The organism is Campylobacter porcelli (genome assembly GCF_002139855.1).
In the GTDB taxonomy this organism is placed as follows: Bacteria; Campylobacterota; Campylobacteria; order Campylobacterales; family Campylobacteraceae; genus Campylobacter; species Campylobacter porcelli.
Genome location: NZ_CP018789.1, coordinates 312,416 through 335,767, shown reverse-complemented (window position 1 = coordinate 335,767; position 23,352 = coordinate 312,416). Strand labels below are relative to the sequence as shown.

The window sequence follows — 23,352 nt, the reverse complement described above, 5'->3', positions numbered from 1 at the left end:
AATATTAATCAAATAACTCTTCGTTTAATTTGGCTTCGTTGAAGTTTTTGCCTAGATATTCACAAACTTCACGAACATCTCTTAACGCATTGCCAAGGCAGCTTGTCGCACCAGGGCTTGGTGTCATATTAAAGATTATTCCGGTTTTTGGATTTATACTAGCTTCACCTAACATTAATTTTTTCTCCGTTTTATTTAATACTTGAGGGCGAACACCGCCAAAACCTTTAGCATAATAAATATCGTTAGTACTTAGGCTTGGGACAATTTTTTGAGCATCTTTGACAAATAATTTTTTGTTTAGATATGGAACTTCAAATAAGAAATTGCGTAAAATATAGTTGCGAATTTCGCTATCTTTAAATAGATCAAATAATATACCAGCAATGGCTGAATCAAAATTTAAAGTTTTACAAAAATCAAGGAAACTTCCCCAATTATCATGGTATCTCTCTAGTTTAGGAAGTGCTAAAGCAGTAGGGCCAAATCTAGTACAACCATCAGCTAAAATATCTGGATCGCCATGTAAAGCAGCAAAAGGTAATTTAGGATTTTGTACCATATAAACCTTGCCATTTAATAGTTTTTTCTTAGTTAAATAAAAGCTCCCAGCCACAGGCAAACAACCAAAATCAAGCCCATATCCCATTTTGTGAGCTAAATATAAAGAGTGAGCACCAGCATTTACTACGACAAAATCAGCACTAATTGATAGACCATTTGCAGTTTGGATATAGTATTTATCTGCATTTTGAGTGATTATATCCACTTTTGAGTTTAGATATACATCACACTCTCCGCCCTCTTTTTTAGCATTTTCTACAAATGTAGTTGTAAATGCACCATAATCAACGGTGGTATATTCACCACTTTTAACACCCATACCAACCACATTTTCAGCCCTATGAGTACCATCGCTATTTAATATAATTTTTGGCTCGATTTTAGCTAGTTCAGCCTTATCATAAAACTCCAAGTATGGATAAAGCTCTTTAAATTCATTAAATCTATTTTTAATATAATCAACCTCAACATCGCCTACGCCAATTGCCATTTTTTGACCATCAAACATATATTTGCCTTGATAGCCGTGCTGTAAGCCATATTTTACCACCATTCTAGCAGTTTTGCTGACTTTTTGAGCCTTTTCAAATGTATAGTTTGTCTCAATATCGCCACAATGGATAGTTTGAGAATTAGCCGTTCCTTTCGAATTTAGCGTAGCTAAACCGCCATATTTTTCTATTAATGCAATACTTTTAACATCTGTATATCTAGCCAATTCATATAGTAGCGCACCGCCACTGATACCGCCACCAATTATCACCACCTCATAGTGCTTCTCTTTCATCTTTCACTCCTAAGATTTTTTGAATTCCGTAGTATATATTAATAAAACTTAAAGATAACAAAATAAAAATAGTAAATTATAATATTTAAAAATTATTCAGCTTTAAAGCTGAAGATTTAAATTTAATTAATTAAATCCCCATATTTTGCTATTTTACTTTTAAAATTACATAGTCTTTATCCCCTATTTTCTGATATTAACTCATCATCGCTAATTGCATATGGCAAAGTTTTTGTAGTTTTAGCTCCTAATTTTTTAAGGTTTTCAAACTTGCTTATTAAATTTCCACGCCCTTGATATAGAGTGGTTTTACCATCTTCGATTACCTTAGACATTGCAATTACTTGATTTTCTAATCTTTCATAATTTTTGATAAACACATCAAATTTATCATATATTTTACCAGCTTCGCTAAATATCCTAGCAGCATTCTCATCGCTTTTTAAATTTCTCCAGCAGATATAAACCGTTTTTAAAGCCATCAAAAGAGTAAGTGGCGTGGTTATAAATATACCTTTTTCATATGCATACTCATAAAGAGTGCTATCAGCACCAAGAGCGACAAATAGCATATTATCATTAGGTATAAACATAAATACATACTCATAATTTTTACTATCTAAAAATGCGTAATCTTTGGAGCTTAAATTATCAATATGATTTCTAATATCCTTAGCCAAAGCCTTAGCATAGCCCTCTTTTAGGCTCTCATCTGTGGCGTTGTGATACTCATTATAATTGATAAGTGAGCATTTTGCGTCTATTATCGCTTTTTTATTCTCATCAAATTTAACCACAGCATCAAGATATTTTTGATTACCATTTTCATCTTTACAAGCTACTTGCTTCTCATAATTAACACCCAAAATAAGCCCACTGCTTTGTAGCACGCTATCAAGTTGGATTTCACCCCAATTGCCTAGAATTTTCTTATTGCTCTTTAACGCTTCGGCTAAATTATGAGCTTGAGTCATAACGCCTTTAGTTTCGCTTTTTAAATTCTCAAAATTTACCTTAAATGTGTTATTTATCTCTAAATTTGATTTTTGGTATTTATTTATCTCATCTTTTAATGGTACAATCAAGCTCTCTAAAATTTTAGCTGAGCTCTCAGTCATCTCTTTGCTACTTAAATTTAGCAAATTCTCACTCATCTGCTTGGTTTTTAGCTCAAAATACTCCCTAGTCTTGTTATCTAGCTCATCTTGACGCTCTTTTAGCTGCGCATTTATCTCATTTGCACTTTCTAATTTTGTAGTTAATTGTGTGATTTTTTGGATATTTTGGATATTTTGCTCTTGTAAATTTTTATTCTCATCTTTTATGGAGTTTAACTCTTGATCTTTTATGCTTAAATTTGCACTTAAATCGCTAAATTTCTGTTCTAGACTAGCTAGCTGGCTCTGCTTTTTAAACAGCACAAAACCAAGCCAAATCAACACAACTACCGCCACCACAACCACTGCGCTTAAAATCTCAACCATCTAAATCTCCACATTAAAACCAAAGCTTTTTAATATAAATTATCAAATTTTCTTTAAAAATTCACACTTTAACACCACAACGCCAACCCCATTTATCTTACACTCTACCTCACTATCTTTGCTTGTAAGCTTGATATTTTTAATCGTTGTGCCACGCTTAATTGTGCTACTAGCACCTTTTACTTTTAAATCCTTAATCACGCTAACGCTATCTCCAGCGTTTAATTCTATCCCGTTAGAATCCTTTGCCACTACATACTCCTTAAGGTTAATTTGAGCCAAAATTATAGCTATTTAATTCTTAAATTTCATAGCTATAAAGCATAAAAATTGAGTATAAATTTAGTAAATTTATGATACAATCAAGCCATTTTTAAACTTAGGAAATTAATATGGATATTAGAAAAGAGTATTTGGAATTTTTTAAAAGCAAAGGACATGAGATTATAGATTCAGCTCCGCTAGTCCCAGATGATGCGAGCCTACTTTTTACAAATGCTGGAATGGTGCCTTTTAAAAGCATTTTTACAGGTGATGTGCCACGCCCTACTCCACCTATTCGCACTAGCTGTCAAACCTGCATTAGGGCTGGTGGCAAACACAACGACTTAGATAATGTCGGCTACACTGCTAGGCACCATACATTTTTTGAAATGTTAGGAAATTTTAGCTTTGGGGAATATTTTAAAGAAGAAGCCATCGCTTATGCGTGGGAGTTTGTAACTGAGATTTTACAATTACCAAAAGATAGATTATATGTAACCGTGCATGAAAATGATGATGAAGCCTATGAAATTTGGCAAAAGCATATTCAAAAAGATAGAATTTATAAATTTGGAGATAAAGATAACTTCTGGGCTATGGGCGATACTGGACCTTGTGGCCCTTGTAGCGAGATATTTTACGATCAAGGAAGTGAGCATTTTAACAGCGATGAAGATTATATGGGTGGCGATGGAGATAGATTTTTAGAGATTTGGAATCTTGTATTTATGCAGTTTCAAAGGGATAAAGATGGAGCCATGAGCCCCCTTCCAAAGCCGTCAATCGATACTGGAATGGGGCTTGAGAGAGTAACTGCTATAAAAGAGGGTAAATTTAGCAATTATGATAGCTCTTTATTTATGCCTATAATAAACGAAGTTGCAAAAATCGCAAATTTAAAATATGAGTATGAGAGTGGCGCTAGCTTTAGAGTTATAAGCGATCATATTCGCTCAACTACATTTTTACTAGCTCAAGGCGTAAATTTCGATAAAGAGGGCCGTGGATATGTCCTAAGACGCATACTAAGAAGAGCTCTTCGCCATGGATACTTGCTTGGGATAAAAGAGCCATTTATGTATAGATTAGTTGATAAAGTAGTAGAATTAATGGGTGAGCACTATGATTATTTAAAAGAGAAAAAAGAGTATGTAAAAGAGCTGATAAAACTAGAAGAGGAGAGATTTTTAGCCACTATCTCTGCTGGGCTTGATCTATTTAACGAAGAGTTAGCAAAAACTTCAAGCAAAACTTTTAGCGGTGAAGTAGCGTTTAAATTATATGATACTTACGGATTTCCACTTGATTTAACGGCTGATATGCTAAAAGAAAAGGGACTTAGCGTAGATGAGGCTAAATTTGATGAGCTAATGAATGAGCAAAAAGCAAGAGCTAAAGCTAGCTGGAAAGGTAGCGGAGACGCTGCAAAAGAGAGTGGAGACTTTAAGGCTTTGCTTGAAGAATTTGGCGAAAATGAGTTTATCGGATATGAAAATTTAAAAAGCACTAGCAAAATTTTAGCCCTTTTAAATAGCGAATTTAAAAGAGTAAATGAGCTAAAAAATGGAGAAATCGGATATATTATGCTTGATTCTACTCCATTTTACGCTCAAAGTGGCGGTCAATGTGGAGATACCGGGCTTTTAGGTGGCAATCAAGTTCTTGATACAAAAAAATATTTTGGATTAAATCTAAGCACCATAGAGACAAAAAATAGCGTAAAAATAGGAGAAAGCATAGATTGTGAAGTTAGCCTTAATAGGCTAGAAATTCGCCGCCACCACTCAGCCACTCACTTACTCCACGCAGCACTTAGAAGTATCCTTGGATCTCACATAGCTCAAGCTGGAAGTAGCGTAGAGGCTAATAAGCTTAGATTTGACTTCTCTCATCCAAAGCCACTCTCAAAAGATGAGTTAGAAAAAATAGAAAATTTCGTAAATGAAGCAATACTAAAAGGTGCTAAAGCAAAAGTAGAGATAATGGGGCTAGAAGAGGCTAAAAATAGCGGAGCCATCGCTCTATTTGGCGAGAAATATTCTGATAAAGTCAGAGTGCTGACCTTGGGATGCTCTAAGGAGCTTTGTGGTGGCACTCATGTGGAAAATTTAAATGAGATAGGAAGCTTTTTTATCATCAAAGAAAGTGGCGTAAGTGCTGGAGTAAGGCGTATAGAAGCAGTTTGCTCTAAAGCAGCATTAAACTATGCAAATGAGCTAAGAAAAGAGCTTGAAGAGATAAAATTTAGCCTAAAAGGAGCTGACCCAATCATCGCTATAACCAAGCTAAAAGATGAGATAAAATCATTACAAAATGAGATTAAAAATGCCAACTCATCAGTAGAGCTTAGCCATGAGAGTATAAATGGTATAAATGTAGTAGTGGGCGAGTTTAATGGCGATATAAAAGCCAAAATAGATGAGATAAAAAATAAATTTGATAAGGTTGTGGTATTTTTAGCTAGTTCAAAAGATAATAAAGTAAGCCTAGCTGTAGGAAGCAAAAATACAGATATAAAAGCTGGAGAGCTAGTAAAAGCTATAGCCCCGATAGTTGGCGGTGGTGGCGGTGGTAGAGATGATTTTGCTACTGCTGGAGGTAAAGATATAAGCAATATCTCAAAAGCCTTAGAAGAGGCTAGTAAGATGATAAAGAGTAAAATTTGAATAGTGCATTTGCAAGGCTAGATCAGATAGCGCCATTTATACATATTAGCATAGCTGTTTTATTCATAGCCTTGCATATAGTAACAGCAATTTGCGCTCACTACTGCTTTAAAAATACAGAGCAAAATTGCTATAAACTAATTTTAAAAGAATTTACCAAATTTCTCTTTAGTGCTTTGGCAATGGTGATACTTTTGCTATTTGGTGGATTATACATGTCTTATGGTGAGCACTTCCCAATAGGCGATCCAATGGTAGAGGCTATTGTCAAAACCAAGATTGCGATACTAATTTTCATCTGTGCTAATCTAGCCTATATCTCATATAAGTATCACCAAGCCAAAGGGGCATTTATCAAAGATGATATGATAATGAGCCATGAGAATTTAATTCTTATAATCTACTATTTTATCCCATTAAATATAGTTTTATCATTTATAAATATATACCTTGGCATAACTTTTAGAGGGTTTTTATGATAGTTTTAGCTTCTAGCTCTGCTAGTAGGGCTTTGATTTTAAAAGAGCATGGCGTGGAGTTTATCCAAGTTTGTATGGAGTATGATGAGAATTTTGATTCTAATTTGCCACCAGCTAAATACGCTATGAGTATCACAAATAGCAAGGCTAAGCAGTTTTTTGATAAATTTAAAAACCAATATGATCGTGTGCTATTTGCTGATAGTAGCGTGGTATGTCAAGGAGTTATTTTAGGCAAGGCAAAAGATGAGATAGAGGCTAGATATATGTTAAAACTCCAAAGCAATAGCCTAACTAGCGTATATACTGCCATGAAATTTATCACTCAAAATATGATAATTGATATGCTAAGCATCGCAAGCTATAAATTTAAAAAATTTGATAACGATGATCTAGATAGATATATAGCAAGCAATCTATGGCAAGGCAAGGCTGGAGCTATGATGATAGAGGGATTTAATAAAAAATATATAGAAGTCCAAAAAGGCAATAAACCCACAGCCATGGGGCTAGATATTATAAATTTAAAGGCATTTTTATGAAATATATTTTTAATCTACTAATAATAATTGCTTTAACCGCTATAGGTGGAGTTATATATTTTTACTCTCAAATTAAGATTGATATATCAAAAATTGTAGATTACAACCCAAAGCTCACAACTCATATATATGATAGAAATGGGGATTTAGTCGCTTATATTTTTGATGAAGAGAATAGACAATATGCTAAATTTAACGAAATTCCCCCACGCATTATAGAGGCACTAATTGCCATTGAAGATACCGCATTTTTCGAACATGGCGGGATAAATTATGAAGCGATCTTTAGAGCGGCGATTAAGGATATTCAAGCAATGGCATTAGTCGAAGGTGCCTCAACCCTAACTCAACAGCTAGTTAAAAATATGCTCTTAACAAGGGAGAAAAAATTTACTAGAAAACTCAAAGAGATAATCATATCTTACGAAGTAGAGCAAAAGCTTACAAAAGAGCAGATAATCGAACGATATTTAAATCAAGTATATTTCGGGCATGGATATTATGGGATTAAAACTGCCGCACTTGGATACTTTAAAAAGAATTTAGATGAGCTAAGCATAAAAGAGATCTCTATGCTAGTTGGTCTGCCAAAGGCTCCTAGTAGCTATGATCCAACTAGGCATTTAGATCTATCTCTCTCTAGGGCAAATAATGTCCTTTTAAGAATGTATAATATCGGCTGGATCACAGATAAAGAGTATCAAGCCGCTATAAAAGAGACACCAAAAATTTACGAACAAACCCTAACTCAAAACAAAGCCCCATATCTAGTAGATGAGACTATCAAACAGCTAACCCCACTTTATAAAGATATTAAATATGGCGGATATAAAATCACTTTAAACGCTGATTTAAAAGTCCAAGAGATAGCTAGAAATGCACTAAAATTTGGCTATAATGAAATTTTAAAAAGAAATAAAGATGCCAACACTACAGTTTTAAATGGTGCAATGATAGTTACCAATCCTACCAATGGCGAGATATTAGCGTTAGTTGGCGGGGTTGATTACGCAAAAAGCAACTTTAATCGTGCCACTCAAAGCTATAGACAACCAGGCTCTAGCTTTAAGCCTTTTATCTATCAAATAGCACTAAATCAAGGCCTATCCCCTCAAAGCAAAGTCGCTGATATATCTAGAATTTATGAAGGAGCAAATAAGAATAGTGAAGAGGATAAGGATTGGAAGCCAAAGAATTTTAGCGGTAATTTCAAAGGGCTAATCACCCTTAATGACGCATTAAAACAATCAAGAAATCTTGCCACAATAAACCTTTTAAATTCCATTGGTCTTGATGTAGTTCAAAGGAATTTAGAGGATTTCGGATTTAAAAATATACCAAATAACCTATCAATCGCACTTGGTAGCTTCGGTGTAAGCCTTATGGATTATAGTGAGCAATACTCTATATTTCCAGGGCTTGGCACTAGGCATAAAACTAGACTCATCAACTCAGTTGAGAGTAAAGATGGGCAAATATTTAAATTTGAGCCAAAAAGTAGTGAAATTATCAAGCCAGAGCAAGCTTATTTGATGGTTAAAATGCTTCAAAATGTTGTAAATAACGGCACTGGACGCTCTGCTAAGATTGATGGTATAGAACTAGGTGGGAAAACTGGCACTACAAATGATAGCATAGATGCGTGGTTTTGTGGATTTGCTCCTGAAATTCAAGTCCTAGTCTGGTATGGAAATGATAATAACACTCCAATGAGATATGTGGAAGGCGGCTCTAGAACTGCAGCTCCTGTATTTAAGCAATTTATGCAAGAGTATATAGCAAATTACCCACAAACCAAACGAGATTTTGATATGCCTAGTGGCGTTTATCGCAAAATATATGATGGAGTAGATGCCCTATACACATCTACTTCACCACTACCAAAAGAACAAAATAGCATACTAGAAAAGCAAGATAAAGAGGGGATAATATTTTAATAGCTTTAATAATGGTAAATTGGTTGAAATTCTAAACCGCCTTTTTTCTCATTAAAAGAGCTAGAATTATTACAGATGATATATAGGCAATTTGCATAATCAACCCCTCAAGCGTATTATAAAATCCAATGAAAGATATAGAAGGAATGGGTGATATAATGCTATTTGGCACTATATTTGTAAGTTGTAAGGCATGCACGCTAACACCTAAAATCTTAAAGCCAAGTGCGTAAAGCAATAAACTCATAAGCTTAAAAATATTGTGCATAGCTATTTTAGAAGTGATAAATTTCATAAAATATGCTATCAAAATCAAAATAGCCAAAGCCCCAACTATACCACTTATAAAGCTTGAAATTTGCACCTTTGGTAGCATTCCAGCATAAAATAGTATAGTCTCAGCACCTTCTCTAAAAACAGCTAAAAATGATAATAATCCAAACCAAAGCAAACTACCACTAGCAACAGCTCTATTGATCTGCTTAGTTATATAGGCATTCCAAGCCTTAAGGCTACTTTTAGAGTGTAACCAAGCTACTACAAACACCATAACAACCACAGCCAATATACCCACTATTCCTTCTAAAATTTCTCTATTTGTACCAGCTGCTGCCAAAGGAAATAGATAGCTCAAAGTCGCCGCACCAAATACACTAGCTACTATAGCAATACCAGCACCACCTAAAATATGAGCCTTAGCTCTTTGTAAATTACCTGTTTTTACAGCAGCTAAAAGTGCGACTACTATAAGCAAAGCCTCCACTCCCTCTCTAATAAGCACTATAGCTACATCATAGGCGTTGTAATTTGCATTAAAATCTAGAGAATTGATATTATCTATAATGTTATTTAGCATATTTATGGATTTTAAGGAGTCTATATCGGCTGCTATTTGTGGTAGATCACTCTCTATTGCGTTGTATAAATTCGCACTGCGAGTTCTAATTTCACCTTCAAAAAGTGGCCAATTTGTTATAAAATTTAAGATATTGCTCTTTGCCTTAGCGTTATCAATGCCGATTAAATCTTTTGCCTCATCAAGTAGAGTTAAATTTCGTTTAAGCTCTTCTAAGGTATCGCCATCAACTTTTATCTCCTTAGTATTACCAGCTAGAAAATCGTTTAAAAACTCACCTAGCTCTATAATTTTACTATCCATAGCGGCTATATCGCTAGGAGTGCTTACCATAGCCATTCTATATAGCGCCATTGATGTCTCTATCTTGCCATAATGCCAAGGACTTAAATCACCCACCACACGCTCATTTCGCTGCCAAGAATCGTAAAATCTCTTAAAAATAGACGGAATTTGCTCTAAATCTCTATCTTTAGTAGCATTTACTAACTGCTTATATAAAGGCATCACCTTTTGTTTAAATTTCGCCCTTTTAGCCTCATAATCTACAGGGTTTTGCTCCTTTTCAAAAGCAATTAATGCACTAGATAAACTCTCGATATTCTCTACACTTGTATCATTTAAAACAGCTTTTAATCTCTGCTTTACATCATTAGATAAAACTGTATTGATATTAAGAGCATTAAATTGTTCTTGAAATTCAACCATTATATCTTTTGCTAGTTTGCTATCACCACTTTTAGCCGCACCTAAAGCGTCTGAAATTTGTATAAAAAATGGACTCATATTAGCTTCTAAACTTAAAGCAAAGAGTAAAGATAAGATCATAAAATAAAATTTAGACATAAAAACCTCTACCCTAAAATCGATCTAGCAAGATAGTCGCCATCACCTCTTACACCACCAAAACAGATAAAAAGCCCCGAGCCAATATGCGTGATATACTCATTCATTCTATCTACATTTCCCAAAGTATTTTGTATCTTTATAAATTGCTCTGGGTCTTTTTGGAATGAGATAAATAAAAGCCCCGCATCAAACTGATTAGTCTTAGGCTCCACACCACTAGCATAGGAGTATGACCTTCTAAGTATCTTAGTATCTGCACTTTTAGATAAAAATACATGAGAATCAGCTGGTAAAGAGGTATTTAAGCCTATATCAGCTTCATCAAATTCGCTCTTGCCGCCATACGGTGCACCGCTATCTCTAAATCTACCAAAGGTATCATTTTGTCCTTTTAGATGAGTTCTATCCCAAGTTTCTAAATGCATTTGTATCTTTCTTACTACCATGTAAGTGCCACCATCAAATGCTCCACCCTTTATCCAAACCTCCTTATCAAGCTCAGCACCCTTAGGATTGATTGTCCCATCTTTAAAGCCAAAAAGGTTGCGTGGGGTATCACTATTCATAAATGAGTTAAAGCCCATTTGTGACCATTTCATAGTAACTTGTAATCTTGCCACACGCACCAAATTACGCACCGCATGAAAAGCCACTTGCGGATCATCGCTACAAGCTTGTATGCATATATCTCCACCGCTAAATTCAGCCCTAATCTGATCTCTTGGAAAATGCGGTAAATCCTTAAGCTCCTTTGGCTTTAGCTTATCCAAACCAAGTTTTTTGAAAAATGACGCACTCACACCAAATGTCAAAGTAAGCCCACTACTTCCCAAAGAATCAGCCTCTCCAGTATCTAAAGTGGGGATAAATTTATTACTGCCATATTCGCTCACATTTTGTCCAGATGTCAATTTAGCTGAATATATAGTCCAAATTTTAAACATCTCTTTAATCTCATCAAGAAAGTTAGTATGTAAGTCTAAAACCATAAAGTATATATGCTTTTGGATAGCAGTAGCTATGCCTTGCTGGTGCTTTCCATAGAATGGATAAATATCTTTATCATCTGATTTAATGCGTGGATTTAAGAGTTGGCTAGCCCCAAGCGTGCTAGCACCAAATGCTAATACTCCACCAATAAAATTACGGCGTTTGGAATTCATATTAATACCTTAATCTAAGATTACACCCATTTTTGACAATGGCTCACCTAGTTTATTTACCGCTTCTGCTAGCTCTTTTATATCAGATTTTGATAGCTTGTCATAGCCTATATACTCATATCCATTTTTACTTTTATTATGCTTTTCTAAAAGATTATTTACATTAGCAAACTGAATTTCAATATCTTTTGCTAATTTAGAATCTTTTTTAATTAAGTGAGATTTGAGAATTTCATAGATCTTTTGCGCTCCTTGAATATTTGCCTTAAAATCATAAAGATCGGTTTTGGAATATATATCCTCTTCTCCTGTTATCTTGCTAGTTGATACCTCATTTAATAGATCTACCGCACCAGTTAGCATTAACTCCGCATCCACCTTGACAGTTGGCACCTTAGCCCTTAACTCCTTAATATCAGCTAGCAACTTATCAGCCACGGCCTCGCTACCTTTTGTCGTATTATCTACCCATAAAATTTTTTCAATCTTATGAAATCCACTCCAATCATCTTCTCCCTTACCATCTTCTTGTAAATCAGCCAAACGGGCATCTATACTAGGATCAAGCTCTCCAAAGCTCTCAGCTATAGGCTCTGAGCGTTCATAATACATTCTAGCTAATGGATAGAGTTTTTTAGCATTTTTAGTATCTCCAGATTTTAAGTAACCAACAAATTTCTCTGTGTCTTCTAATAATTTGTCTATTTGACCGATAACATAAGACCTATACTCATTTGCCTCTTTTGATAGATCAACTGCTCCATACAAGCTACTTCCTAGCATTAAGGCCGATAAGCCTAGAGTGATTTTTTTAAATTGCATTTTTGCTCCTTTAAAATAAAATTTAAAAATGTATAGATATTGATAAACATTTTCATAATCACTATTTTAATAAATATTATCTTAAGATTATCTTATATTTTATGGTAAAATTTAAAAATTATTTAATTAATTTATTTGATTAAATTTAAGATCAATAATCTATTTGCGGGGTTAAAAGAATATAAATAAAGATTAAAATGATATAATTAAACTACTAATTTATAAAAATAAATTAAAATATTTTATTAATTATTAATGACTTTAAACACTCTTGAATGGGTATCTGATTTAGATAGGCTAAGTCTGATTATAGAGTCTTTCAAAGCTTTTAAAGAGTGCGGTACAAAAGCTGGTAGTGTAATCATATCAAGCTCACTCATTACCACAATATCCCCACTCATCTCAAACTCTATCTCTCCACGAAGAATTTGAACGATTATGGCATTTGGTGCCTTATGCTCTTTCATTATGGAATCTTTAGCCATGGTAATGCGTATCTCTTTACTAAATTCACTTTCGCAAAGCATAGCACTCTTTACACCTTCAAATGTATCAAAGTTAAAAACAATTTTTTCCACGCTAAATTCCAAAATAAAATAAAACAGATAAGCCCCAATAAAAAAAGGGGGGGGGCTAAAGTCTAAATGAATGCTATTTTTTAAGCTCTTTAATTCTAGCAGCTTTACCGCGTCTATCACGAAGATAAAATAGTTTAGAGCGTCTTACACGACCTTTGCGTAATACAGTAATGCTCTCTAAACTATCACTATATATAGGGAAAATTCTCTCTACGCCAACACTATTAGCACCTATTTTTCTAATAATAAAGGTCTCTCCAGTGCCACTACCACGGCGAGCGATACATATGCCTTCAAAATTTTGAATTCTGCTTTTGTCGCCTTCTTTGATGTGAATAGCAATTCTCAAAGTATCACCAGCACGAAAGTCAGGCACAGACTTAGTCGCAATTTGAGCATTTTCAAATGCTTCAATATATTTATTTCTCATCTTATTTCCTTAAAGTTTTGGCGATTTAAGAGTTTGATACAAATCAGGGCGAAAAAACCGAGTTTTGCAAAGCGCCATATGATTTTTTAAAGCGAGGATTATACTATGATTACCCTTTAAAAAAGCTGAAGGAGCTAGTAGGCCATTAAATATATTTGGCTTTGTAAAACTAGGAGCTTCCAATACTCCGCCCTCAAAACTCTCAATATTCAAAGAGTTAAAATTACCCAAAACTCCATAAATATTGCGACTAATAGCATCGCAAAGGCTCATAGCAGCTAACTCTCCACCAGTTAAGATAAAATCTCCAATGCAAAAAACCTCATTTACCCTACTCTCGACTACACGCTCATCAATACCCTCATATCTACCACAGATAAATGTTATATTTTTTAGCTTTGAAAGTCTTTTGGCGTCATTTTGATTAAATTTTTTACCAGCTGGAGTAAGATAGATTATGTGAGTATCTCCAAGCGTATCGATGGTATCGCAAAGCGGTTGTGCACTCATCAAAAGTCCAGCACCACCGCCTATCATATACTCATCAACTTTATTATGCTTTTGCTTTGTATAGTTGCGAGGATTAATGCAATTAATCTCTATAATCCCATTCTTAACTGCCTTACCAAGTATGGAGTCGCTAAAATATGGGGTTATTAAATTTGGAAATAGTGTTATAAAGTTAAATTTCATATCTAAAATTTAAGAGTTAATAAGTATATTCATAGAGTTTTTGACCTCTACTTTTTTGGTTGCAGTATCAATCTTAATTATAAAATTATCTTGATAAGGTATATAAAACTGCTTAGGTAAATTTTGAGATACCAAATCTAGATCTGTTTTAATGCTAAATAAAAATCCGGCACCAACTTCTAAAATATCATCAATCCTACCAAGCAAATCACCATCTTCATAAACCATAGAGCCTATAATATCAAAATAAAAATACTCATCTTTTTTCAGCTTACAGCTCTTTTTAGTATCTTCTATTGTGCGATATAAAACCCTATTTGTAAGCTCTTTTGCCTTTTCGACACTATCAAATCCTTCAAATATCACAAGCGAATTTGAAGGCTCATAACTCTTAATAGAAAAAAGATTACCAAATTTATCATAAAATTTAGCACCCTTTTTATACTGCTCTATAAAATCGCTACGATTATGTAGTCTTAAAGCTCCCTTTAATCCAACGGATTTACCAAGTATGCAAACCTCTACTAAATCACTCTTCAATAGCTTTTACCGTAATTCTATATGAGGTTGGATCTTTAGCCTTATAGCCTATAACCACGGTTTTAATAGCATTTATCATCTTACCATCTTTGCCGATTAATTTACCAGTATCAGCCTTGCTAGCGTATATAATGATTTCATCGAAATTCTCTCCAAGATTTATCCGCTCAGTGCGAATAATATCAGGAGAATCACTTATAAGCTTAGCATACTCTTTTAAAAAATCTTCAACCATTATTTTGTAATTTGAGCGACTCTATCGCTTAGTTTGGCACCTACACTTTTCCAATATGCAAGTCTATTAGCATCAAATTTAATCACTTCTGGCTCTACCATTGGGTTATAATATCCAATACTTTCAATCCAGCCGCTATCGCGTCTTTTTCTACTATCTGTAACTACTATACGATAAAATGGTCTTTTTTTGCGTCCCATTCTTGTTAATCTTACTACTGTTGCCATCTTTGTCTCCTAAAATATTTTTATAAGGCTTAGTTATAGCTAAATTTATAGCCATAAATAAACCCTAATTATCTAGGGCGATTAGCATTTGCTAGCATATTAGCAAAGCCTTTCATACTATCTTTATTTGAGAATTTTTTGGCTAATTTTGCCGCACTGCTAAACTGCTTTAAAAATCTATTTACACTCATCTGATCTAGTCCAGCTCCAGCTGCTATCCTGCGTTTTCTAGCGTTATTTAATAAATCAGGATTCTCTCTCTCTTTTGGTGTCATCGAGTTTATCATAGCTTTTATATGTTTTATCTGATCTGAATTATCCAAATCTATATCTTTTAACTGATTAGCCATACCCCCAAGACCTGGTATCATACCTATTAAACTCTTCATACTTCCAAGTTTTTTAACACTCTCAAGTTGAGCGATAAAATCATTGAAATTAAATTCTCCCTTTTTAATCTTTTTATTAAGTTTTTTAGCCTCTTTTTCATCAATTATCGTTGATGCCTTTTCAGCCAAAGTCGCAAGATCCCCTTCGCCAAGAATCCTACCTACAATCCTATCTGGGATAAAGCTCTCAAGATCTGCTACTTTCTCACCAACACCAACAAATCTAAGCGGAATTCCCACTTGATGGGCTATACCAATTGCCACACCGCCTTTTGTGTCAGCATCAAATTTGCTTAAAATCACTCCTGTTATGCCAAGAGCTTCATTAAAGCTAGCTGCGGTGCGAACGCCATCTTGACCACTCATAGCATCAGCTACATAGAATATTTCGTGCGGATTTAATGCGGTTTTAATCTCTTTTAGCTCACTCATTAAAGCCTCATCAATTGCCAAGCGACCAGCAGTATCGACTAAAAGCACATCATAAAGAGCATCTTTAGCCTTTTTAAGCGCCTCTTTGGCTACATTTACTGGATTATTCTCTCCATCAATGCTAAATAGCTCAATCTCATTAGCACTACATAGTTGTCTAAGCTGCTCAACCGCTGCTAAACGCTGCAAATCAGCAGCAGCGACAAGAACGCGTTTTTTACGAGCTTTTAGATAACTTGCTAGTTTAATAGTAGTTGTGGTTTTTCCACCACCTTGCAAACCAGCCATCAATACAATAGTTGGTGGATTAGAAGCAAAAACAAAGCCACTACCCTTATTTCCATCATTTGGGGCGGTTAAGATATTTGTTAAATTTGATTTTATACTATCTAAAAATTGCTTTTGACCTATAGCGCCCTTTTTCATATCAGACTCTACAAGAGCTACTAACTCTTTAGTAACCTTATGATATACATCAGCTTTTAATAGCGACTTTTTAAGCGTCTCTAACGCATTTTTTAAAGCCTTCTCATCATCGACAAATTTAAGTTTATTTACAGCTGATTTTAGCGACTCGCCAATAAGTTCAAACACAATTTACCTTTATTAATTTTTATTAAAAGGAGCTAATTATATCTTTTATTTACTTTAAAATTCTTTAATCGTAATGCTAATTGGAGATAGTATAATAAATTAAATTTAGCCACCCAAAAAAAGGTAGCTAAATATTAAAAACCATGAAGTCGCTTTAGATCATTATCTATGCTCTTTTTCTCCCCTTTTTCATCTACGCTTACATATGTAACCTCAGCAGTAGTTACTGGGACGCACTCACAAAATCCTTGAGCATTTAATCTTTGGACGACAACTTTAACTCTTGTTGTGATAGAGGTGCTACCTACATTTGTGATTTTAGCATAGCAACTAACAATATCACCTATAAATACTGGCTCTTTGAATATAACCTCTTTCATCGATATTGTAACAACCCTAATTGGGGCTAACTCTCTAGCTGCAATTGCTCCAGCTAAGTCTATTTGTGATAAAATCCAACCACCAAAAATATTTCCAGCTGGGTTTGTATCGCTAGGCATAGCTACGATTTTAATTCTTGGTTCTCCCATACCTTTCATAAAATATCCTTAATATTTTTTAATTTATGAATTTTAACTCTAAAATATTAATTATAATTAAATTTACAATAAAAATTATAAATAAATAGTCGCCCAAAGAGAGCTTAAAATCAAGTTTTAAATTTACTTAAATCAACTTCAAGTCTGGTTGCTACATCTTTTAAATTCGTAGATACATCTAAGAATTGATTAACTATCTTAGCATTATTATCAAAAGTCTCTACAGATTCTTCAGATTGATCTAATAGCTTTTTAATCTTTTTGCTAATATCAGTAGCCATAGCCGATACCTCTTGAACTATTTGCATGGATTCATTTGTGGCTGTTTGAGTAGATCTTGCTCTATCCATAAGCTCATTGGCACTTTTGCTAATTAAAGCAATGTTTTTAGCATTTTCATTTAATGCATTTCCAAGCTCTGTAGTAGATTCTATCATATTTTTAGCATTTAAATTTATACCACCTAAGGATTCATTTGTCTTTTCAGCTAGCACTCTGACCTCTTCAGCAACTACAGCAAAGCCCCTTCCCATCTCTCCAGCTCTAGCTGCTTCTATGGCCGCATTTAAAGCAAGTAAATTTGTCTGGTCTGCTATATCGCCTATAATATCTAAAACTTTTTTCATATCTTTGGTTTGGCTAACTACGCTTATGGTTTTTTGTGCTACCTCTTGCTCTTTAGCATTTGCTTCATTTAGGTGAGTTACAACCTCGCTTAATGATTGTATCATCTCTTCTAACTCATCATATGACTGCTTGTTTGCACCAGCTGCCTGGGTGGATTTATCCGTTGAAATCTCAAGCTCATCAGATATACTTTTACTAATAGCATATGAGCTTCTAGCCTTATCTTTTCCATCTTCTGTGCTGCTAAGGAGTATGGAAGCGTTATCGTGTAAGGTTAGTGTCTGGCTCTCTACGCTTTTAGCACTACTTTGAGCCTTTTTGACTATATCTTGAATTTTTTCTATAAAGAGATTTATATGCTTACAAGTTTGCCCGATCTCATCGCTGCTTTTTATAGATATTCTAGCACTTAAATCACCATCTCCACTGCTTAAATCTTTAGCACGATTTAAAAGCTCTAACACAGGAGTTATAACAACCCTTTTTAATACCACCAAAACTATAATAGCTGTTAAAATCAAAGATATAGCAAATATCAATAAAAACATAACGCTCTTATCTCTTAAATCTTTATCCATAGCATTCAAAGAGTATGATAGATCCATAACGCCTAAAACATCATTTTCTTTAGAAAGAGTATGACAAGCTATACACTCACTCTTAGCAATGATTGGAGTGACTAATCGTAATGTGTGATTATCTTGTGTTTTTATAGTTTGAGTATAATTTTTAGGATTTATAAATTGTGATTTTATTATATCATCTTTAGGCGCTACCTTTTCAAGACCAAAACCTTCTGATACAGTATCTGAGCGGTATATTTTTAAAGATGCCACACCTTGGATTAAGCTTGCATCGTGGATTGATTTTTCTATTATTTGTGGATCACCAGTATTCATAGCAGTCTGAACTGTCTGAAATATAGATGAGCTAAGCATATTTAAGCTATCTTTGGTAATCTGTGTAGATGAGTTATTAAATTGAGCTATGATGATAAATTGCATAGCTATAAAACTTATAAATAAAACTGCGACAATACTAAAAACTATCTTTTTACCTATAGTATTTATCATGCTGTCTGCCTTGAAAGAAGATATAGTGAAATTATACTCATTAAACTCTTATTAAAAGTTTAATGAGATAAATAGACCCTTAATTTAAGGTAAATTAAATATAAATTTACCTTAAATTTAATCAATGCAAGAAGTGTCTAATGCCAGTAAAATACATACTCATTCTAGCTTTATTGGCAGCTTCTATCACCTCATCATCTCGGATTGAGCCACCTGGCTGAATTACATTAGCCACGCCCACACTAGCAGCTATCTCTATACTATCAGCAAAAGGGAAAAACGCCTCACTAGCTAACGCACAACCCTTTAAATCTATCCCCATATCATTAGCCTTTGCCACCGCTGCACGAGCCGCATCAACCCTACTAGTCATACCCATACCAATTGCTAAAAGTGTGCTATCTTTGACATAGACAACGCAGTTTGATTTAGTTAATGCTGCTATCTTCCACGCTATTTTAAGATCTGTAATTTCACTAGGATTTGCTGCTTTTATAGTAACTTGTTTAGCATTATCAACTTCGCTATCATTTAGGCTATCTTTTTCTTGAAAGACAAACCCCCCATCAATGTGTTTAAAGTCCCATTTATATCCCGAAGTTACTAAAAATTTATTATTTTGCGTAAAGATTTTAGTGCGTTTTTTATCACTATAAAGCTCTAAAACCCCATCTTCTACATTTGCAGCAATTATAACCTCTATAAATATCTCTTTAGTTTTTAAAGCTAGCTCCTTTGTAAGAGTTCCATTTATCGCCACCACGCCACCAAAAGCACTAACTGAATCGCACTTAAGTGCTTTGATATAGCTATCTAGCTCATTTTCTCCAATAGCAAAACCGCATGGATTAGCATGCTTACAAATAGCCACCGCTGGAGCCTTACCAAATGATGAAGCTATCGCCACGGCTGAATTAATATCAGTCATATTATTAAAGCTTGCTTCGCCTTTTAATTGAGTGAAATTTAAACTTAAAAAGCTATCAAATTCATACGCAGCGCCCTTTTGGTGTGGATTTTCACCATATCTTGTATCAAATACCTTTGAGCCAGTTATAAATCTCTTAGCACCAAATCCACCCTTAAATCTCTCATTCATATAGTTAGCTATCATTGAGTCATATGAGGCTGTATGTTCATATGCTTTTATCATCAAATCCCGTCTAAATTCATAGCTATCGCTACCATCTTTTAGTGATTTTAGCACTATTTCATAATCATTCACATCAGTAACGATTAACACATCTTTGAAATTTTTAGCAGCACTTCGCACCATAGCAGGGCCACCAATATCTATATTTTCGATAATCTCATTAAAATCATCTGTGCGGATTGTAGTCTCTTTAAAAGGGTATAAATTTACACAAACTAAATCAATTGCCTTAATATCATATTTATTAGCTTGTTCTATGTGATTAGTGTCATCTCTTTTATGTAAGATACCGCCATGAATCTTTGGATGTAAGGTTTTAACCCTACCTTCAAACATCTCAGGACTAGCGGTAAATTGGCTAACTTCTATAACTTTTATGCCACTATCTTTTAAAGTTTTATATGTCCCACCTGTACTTAAAATCTCAAAGCCCAAAGCCTCAAGCCCTAAGGCAAACTCCACCACACCGCTCTTATCACTTACACTAATTAAAGCTCTCATAAATCCTCCTTATTTATTAAATTTATTTTTTAATATCTCATATGCTTCATTTATTTGCTGCATTTTCTTAGTCGCTTGGCTTATAATATCATCGCTCTTATCCATCATAAAATCTGGATGATACTGCCTAGATAATCTCCTATGACTAGCTTTAATCTCTTCAAAACTAGCATCTTTTGAAACCTCTAAAATCTCATATGGGTCAATGCTATGCTCTTTGGATAAATTCTTAAATTCAGCCTCAAAATGAGAAAAAAGCTCTTCTACAATGCTCTTATTAATAGCAAATCCATCGCAAATTTCGCGTAAAATTTCTCTCTCATCGCTATTAAATTCCCCATCGATATAGGCTAAATTCATAAAAAACACTACACGATTTATCCAAATATTTTGACTAAATCCTAGCCTTTGCCTATACTCTTTAGCAATTGCGTAGGCTGAGCTTTGATTATCTTTATAATAAAGATATATATCTTTTAACTTGGCTCTAACATCTCTATTACCAAGCTTTAAACAAATATCATCTAATAAAAGCGATATATAATTAGCCTCATCCTTACTCACAGCTCCATCGCTTTTAGCGACCTTTGCCGTTAGCATAATTAGATATTTAGCATCATCATATTGGAGTTTGTTAATCCTTAAGCTTGAGTTAGTAAATCCACGACCAAGTAGCCAAAATATAATAATAACGCCGATTAAAATTAAAAATATATGCACTATCAATCTTCACTTTTAATAACAGCAGCAAACTCGCTAAAATAGATATTTTGTAGATCTTTTAAGCTAATTTTAATATCATTTAAAACAAACTCATCGCCACCACTTAAGCCAATTTTAATAAATTCAATCCCATATTTCTTAGCTAACTCTTTAAATTTAAGCTCATCTCTAACCCCTACAACTGCCCTAGAAAAGCTCTCATCAAATATAAAGCGACTATCTTTAAGCTCTATTTTGCCATTAAAACCAATAGAGCTAACCGCTGCCATCTTGGCTAAAGTAATGGCGATACCACCTACTCCAACGCTATTTGCAAACTCCAATACTCTATCTTTATTAGCCTCAATAACCAAATCCCAAAGTGCTCTTTCAGCCTTATAATCTATCTCTTTTAACTCTCCAGCGCATAAATTTGCCACCACCTTCATATATAGCGACCCTGCAAACTCGCCAGTAGTCTTACCAAGTAGATAAACACTCACATTTTCACCGCTAAATTCGCTAATCAAGCTATTTTTAGCATCATCTCCTACGCCTACTGATACTATGCTTGGTGTAGGCTGGATACTAACTCCATCTGTCTCATTATACAAGCTTACATTACCGCTAACTACTGGAGTATTTAGCTTTGCACACGCCTCTTTAATCCCTTCGCAACCTTGTGCGAACTGCCACATAACCTCTGGATTTTGCGGATTACCATAGTTTAGACAATCAGTAATCGCAAGCGGAGTTGCACCACTCATAGCCACCTTTCGCCCACTAGCTGCGACTGCAGCTGCAGCGCCGATTTTAGGATTTACATAATTATGCCTTGTATTACACTCCATGCCCATAGCAATTGACTTGCCATTTTGCTTAATTCTCATTACAGCAGCACCCAATTTACCAGCTTTTTTAATCACATTTGTGCCTACTGTTGAGTCATATTGATCATAAATAAAACTCTTATTTGCCACATTTAAATCTTTGATTAATAGCTCAAAGGCCTCTTGATTGCTGATTTTTGATATATTATTTAAATTTATATTTGCGATCTCATCAAGATATTTTGGTCTGCTAGTTGGGCGATTTAGTATTGGTGCGGCCTCGCTAAGTGGAGCTATTGGCACGCTACCAGCTAACTCATTATGCCAGTATAGCTCCATTATGCCACTATCAGTTACTTCTCCTATAATCTCAGCATCTAAATCCCATTTATCAAATATCGCTTTTATCTTATCTTCACAACCCTTTTTAGCACAAATTAGCATTCTTTCTTGAGACTCGCTAAGCATTAATTCATATGGCGTCATTCCACTTTCACGCATAGGAACTCTATCTAAATATAGCTTCATACCGCTACCGCTTCTACCAGCCATCTCAAAGCTACTTGATGTAAGTCCAGCTGCACCCATATCTTGAATTCCAACTATATAATCGCATTTAAATAGCTCCAAGCAAGCCTCCATTAAGAGCTTTTCAGCAAATGGATCCCCAACTTGCACTGTTGGCCTTAAAGATTTATTCTCTTCATTAAAGCTATCACTTGACATCACAGCCCCACCAAGACCATCTCTACCAGTCTTTGAGCCAACATATATAACCGGGTTTCCTACCCCTTCAGCCTTAGCATAAAATATCTCATCACTTTTACAAATTCCAAGCCCAAAAGCATTGACTAAAATATTACCATTAAAGCTCTCATCAAATGTGGTTTCACCGCCAATAGTTGGCACACCCATACAGTTGCCATAGTGGCTAATGCCAGATACCACGCCTTTTACCAAATAGCGTTGATGGCGACTAATCTTTGTATCGCCATGCACTTGACCAAACCGAAGTGAGTTCATACTCGCCTCAACCCTAGCCCCCATGGTAAAAATATCTCTAAATATACCACCAACTCCAGTTGCAGCACCAGCAAATGGCTCAATAAAGCTTGGGTGATTATGGCTCTCCATCTTAAATACAGCTGCCATACTATCGCCACAATCTATCACCCCAGCATTCTCGCCTGGACCTTGAAGTACCCATGGAGCCTTAGTCGGAAAGCCATTTAGATATTTTTTACTTGATTTATAGCTACAATGCTCACTCCACATCGCAGAAAATATACCAAGTTCAAGTAAATTTGGCTCACGCCCTAAAATCTCTAATATCTTTTTATACTCATCATCGCTAATCTTATGTGCTTCTATTGTCTTTTTATCCATTATTATATCC

21 protein-coding genes and 2 pseudogenes are annotated in these 23,352 nt (G+C 34.7%); 4 read left to right on the top strand and 19 right to left on the bottom strand.

Annotation, left to right across the window (positions count from 1 at the left end; all coding sequences use genetic code 11):
• Positions 1 to 4: 4 nt before the first annotated feature.
• The 3 genes from CSUIS_RS01655 to CSUIS_RS01645 form a co-directional block, all read right to left on the bottom strand.
• Positions 5 to 1,351 (bottom strand): FAD-dependent oxidoreductase, encoded by a 1,347-nt coding sequence (locus tag CSUIS_RS01655; protein WP_086296834.1) that lies wholly within the window; start codon positions 1,349 to 1,351, stop codon positions 5 to 7.
• A gap of 176 nt (positions 1,352 to 1,527) precedes the next feature.
• Positions 1,528 to 2,835, bottom strand: coding sequence for a DNA recombination protein RmuC (locus tag CSUIS_RS01650; RefSeq protein ID WP_086296833.1), 1,308 nt, complete (start codon positions 2,833 to 2,835; stop codon positions 1,528 to 1,530).
• Positions 2,836 to 2,877: 42 nt separating this feature from the next.
• Entirely contained in the window at positions 2,878 to 3,087 is a 210-nt protein-coding gene (locus CSUIS_RS01645) for an alkylphosphonate utilization protein (protein ID WP_086237644.1), read from the bottom strand.
• A gap of 140 nt (positions 3,088 to 3,227) precedes the next feature.
• On the opposite strand from CSUIS_RS01645, the gene alaS reads away from it, so the two are divergent.
• The 4 genes from alaS to CSUIS_RS01625 are packed head-to-tail and all read left to right on the top strand — an operon-like array spanning position 3,228 to position 8,723.
• On the top strand, positions 3,228 to 5,765 hold the full coding sequence (gene alaS, locus CSUIS_RS01640; protein ID WP_086296832.1) for an alanine--tRNA ligase: 2,538 nt from the start codon (positions 3,228 to 3,230) through the stop codon (positions 5,763 to 5,765).
• Positions 5,762 to 6,244 (top strand): hypothetical protein, encoded by a 483-nt coding sequence (locus CSUIS_RS01635; protein WP_086237642.1) that lies wholly within the window; start codon positions 5,762 to 5,764, stop codon positions 6,242 to 6,244. The genes alaS and CSUIS_RS01635 overlap by 4 nt, the downstream gene beginning before the upstream one ends.
• On the top strand, positions 6,241 to 6,786 hold the full coding sequence (maf, locus tag CSUIS_RS01630) for a septum formation inhibitor Maf (RefSeq protein ID WP_086237641.1): 546 nt from the start codon (positions 6,241 to 6,243) through the stop codon (positions 6,784 to 6,786). Before CSUIS_RS01635 ends, maf begins: the two co-directional genes overlap by 4 nt.
• Positions 6,783 to 8,723 carry a transglycosylase domain-containing protein gene (locus CSUIS_RS01625; RefSeq protein WP_086242528.1) on the top strand — a complete coding sequence of 647 codons (1,941 nt, stop codon included), beginning with the start codon at positions 6,783 to 6,785 and terminating at the stop codon, positions 8,721 to 8,723. Before maf ends, CSUIS_RS01625 begins: the two co-directional genes overlap by 4 nt.
• 31 nt (positions 8,724 to 8,754) lie before the next feature.
• On the opposite strand, the gene CSUIS_RS01620 is transcribed toward CSUIS_RS01625, so the two are convergent.
• The 16 genes and pseudogenes from CSUIS_RS01620 to purL all read right to left on the bottom strand — a co-directional run bounded on the left by CSUIS_RS01620 (position 8,755) and on the right by purL (position 23,342).
• Positions 8,755 to 10,407 carry an FTR1 family iron permease gene (locus CSUIS_RS01620; protein WP_236860788.1) on the bottom strand — a complete coding sequence of 551 codons (1,653 nt, stop codon included), beginning with the start codon at positions 10,405 to 10,407 and terminating at the stop codon, positions 8,755 to 8,757.
• 26 nt (positions 10,408 to 10,433) lie between these two features.
• Complete coding sequence (locus CSUIS_RS01615; RefSeq protein ID WP_086296830.1) at positions 10,434 to 11,591, bottom strand: Dyp-type peroxidase; 1,158 nt, start codon at positions 11,589 to 11,591, stop codon at positions 10,434 to 10,436.
• 9 nt (positions 11,592 to 11,600) lie between these two features.
• Complete coding sequence (gene efeO, locus CSUIS_RS01610; RefSeq protein ID WP_086296829.1) at positions 11,601 to 12,413, bottom strand: iron uptake system protein EfeO; 813 nt, start codon at positions 12,411 to 12,413, stop codon at positions 11,601 to 11,603.
• 245 nt (positions 12,414 to 12,658) lie between these two features.
• Positions 12,659 to 12,940, bottom strand: a complete 282-nt coding sequence (locus CSUIS_RS01605; RefSeq protein ID WP_086237689.1) for a cupin domain-containing protein — start codon at positions 12,938 to 12,940, stop codon at positions 12,659 to 12,661.
• Between the two features lie 124 nt (positions 12,941 to 13,064).
• On the bottom strand, positions 13,065 to 13,421 hold the full coding sequence (rplS, locus tag CSUIS_RS01600) for a 50S ribosomal protein L19 (RefSeq protein WP_086237636.1): 357 nt from the start codon (positions 13,419 to 13,421) through the stop codon (positions 13,065 to 13,067).
• Between the two features lie 9 nt (positions 13,422 to 13,430).
• On the bottom strand, positions 13,431 to 14,114 hold the full coding sequence (gene trmD, locus CSUIS_RS01595; protein WP_086296828.1) for a tRNA (guanosine(37)-N1)-methyltransferase TrmD: 684 nt from the start codon (positions 14,112 to 14,114) through the stop codon (positions 13,431 to 13,433).
• Between the two features lie 9 nt (positions 14,115 to 14,123).
• Positions 14,124 to 14,654 carry a ribosome maturation factor RimM gene (gene rimM / locus CSUIS_RS01590; protein WP_086237634.1) on the bottom strand — a complete coding sequence of 177 codons (531 nt, stop codon included), beginning with the start codon at positions 14,652 to 14,654 and terminating at the stop codon, positions 14,124 to 14,126.
• Entirely contained in the window at positions 14,644 to 14,889 is a 246-nt protein-coding gene (locus tag CSUIS_RS01585) for a KH domain-containing protein (RefSeq protein WP_086237633.1), read from the bottom strand. The genes rimM and CSUIS_RS01585 overlap by 11 nt, the downstream gene beginning before the upstream one ends.
• On the bottom strand, positions 14,889 to 15,116 hold the full coding sequence (rpsP, locus tag CSUIS_RS01580; RefSeq protein ID WP_086237632.1) for a 30S ribosomal protein S16: 228 nt from the start codon (positions 15,114 to 15,116) through the stop codon (positions 14,889 to 14,891). The genes CSUIS_RS01585 and rpsP overlap by 1 nt, the downstream gene beginning before the upstream one ends.
• Positions 15,117 to 15,184: 68 nt before the next feature.
• The gene (gene ffh, locus CSUIS_RS01575) at positions 15,185 to 16,531 is read right to left on the bottom strand and encodes a signal recognition particle protein (RefSeq protein WP_086237631.1); all 1,347 of its coding nucleotides are present in this window, start codon (positions 16,529 to 16,531) and stop codon (positions 15,185 to 15,187) included.
• Positions 16,532 to 16,665: 134 nt separating this feature from the next.
• A complete protein-coding gene (locus tag CSUIS_RS01570; protein WP_086237630.1) occupies positions 16,666 to 17,070 on the bottom strand; it encodes an acyl-CoA thioesterase in 405 nt (134 codons plus the stop codon).
• 110 nt (positions 17,071 to 17,180) lie between these two features.
• Positions 17,181 to 17,702, bottom strand: a pseudogene (locus CSUIS_RS08700) (methyl-accepting chemotaxis protein); the annotation flags it as partial.
• A gap of 333 nt (positions 17,703 to 18,035) precedes the next feature.
• Positions 18,036 to 18,635: pseudogene (locus CSUIS_RS08695) on the bottom strand (HAMP domain-containing protein); the annotation flags it as partial.
• A gap of 256 nt (positions 18,636 to 18,891) precedes the next feature.
• Entirely contained in the window at positions 18,892 to 20,424 is a 1,533-nt protein-coding gene (gene purH / locus CSUIS_RS01560; RefSeq protein ID WP_086296826.1) for a bifunctional phosphoribosylaminoimidazolecarboxamide formyltransferase/IMP cyclohydrolase, read from the bottom strand.
• Between the two features lie 9 nt (positions 20,425 to 20,433).
• The gene (locus tag CSUIS_RS01555) at positions 20,434 to 21,144 is read right to left on the bottom strand and encodes a DnaJ domain-containing protein (protein WP_086237688.1); all 711 of its coding nucleotides are present in this window, start codon (positions 21,142 to 21,144) and stop codon (positions 20,434 to 20,436) included.
• Positions 21,145 to 21,146: 2 nt separating this feature from the next.
• Positions 21,147 to 23,342 (bottom strand): phosphoribosylformylglycinamidine synthase subunit PurL, encoded by a 2,196-nt coding sequence (purL, locus tag CSUIS_RS01550; protein WP_086296825.1) that lies wholly within the window; start codon positions 23,340 to 23,342, stop codon positions 21,147 to 21,149.
• Positions 23,343 to 23,352: the final 10 nt, after the last annotated feature.

Bases quoted from the DNA above. Each gene is read 5' to 3' on its own strand.
- CSUIS_RS01625 (WP_086242528.1), top strand. From the start codon at position 6,783: ATGAAATATATTTTTAATCTACTAATAATAATTGCTTTAACCGCTATA.
- CSUIS_RS01570 (WP_086237630.1), bottom strand. From the start codon at position 17,070: ATGAAAGGTATGGGAGAACCAAGAATTAAAATCGTAGCTATGCCTAGC.
- CSUIS_RS01585 (WP_086237633.1), bottom strand. From the start codon at position 14,889: ATGGTTGAAGATTTTTTAAAAGAGTATGCTAAGCTTATAAGTGATTCT.
- efeO (WP_086296829.1), bottom strand. From the start codon at position 12,413: ATGCAATTTAAAAAAATCACTCTAGGCTTATCGGCCTTAATGCTAGGA.
- purH (WP_086296826.1), bottom strand. From the start codon at position 20,424: ATGAGAGCTTTAATTAGTGTAAGTGATAAGAGCGGTGTGGTGGAGTTT.
- rpsP (WP_086237632.1), bottom strand. From the start codon at position 15,116: ATGGCAACAGTAGTAAGATTAACAAGAATGGGACGCAAAAAAAGACCA.
- CSUIS_RS01650 (WP_086296833.1), bottom strand. From the start codon at position 2,835: ATGGTTGAGATTTTAAGCGCAGTGGTTGTGGTGGCGGTAGTTGTGTTG.
- purL (WP_086296825.1), bottom strand. From the start codon at position 23,342: ATGGATAAAAAGACAATAGAAGCACATAAGATTAGCGATGATGAGTAT.
- maf (WP_086237641.1), top strand. From the start codon at position 6,241: ATGATAGTTTTAGCTTCTAGCTCTGCTAGTAGGGCTTTGATTTTAAAA.
- CSUIS_RS01605 (WP_086237689.1), bottom strand. From the start codon at position 12,940: ATGCTTTGCGAAAGTGAATTTAGTAAAGAGATACGCATTACCATGGCT.
- CSUIS_RS01620 (WP_236860788.1), bottom strand. From the start codon at position 10,407: ATGATCTTATCTTTACTCTTTGCTTTAAGTTTAGAAGCTAATATGAGT.
- rplS (WP_086237636.1), bottom strand. From the start codon at position 13,421: ATGAGAAATAAATATATTGAAGCATTTGAAAATGCTCAAATTGCGACT.
- CSUIS_RS01655 (WP_086296834.1), bottom strand. From the start codon at position 1,351: ATGAAAGAGAAGCACTATGAGGTGGTGATAATTGGTGGCGGTATCAGT.
- alaS (WP_086296832.1), top strand. From the start codon at position 3,228: ATGGATATTAGAAAAGAGTATTTGGAATTTTTTAAAAGCAAAGGACAT.
- CSUIS_RS01615 (WP_086296830.1), bottom strand. From the start codon at position 11,591: ATGAATTCCAAACGCCGTAATTTTATTGGTGGAGTATTAGCATTTGGT.
- trmD (WP_086296828.1), bottom strand. From the start codon at position 14,114: ATGAAATTTAACTTTATAACACTATTTCCAAATTTAATAACCCCATAT.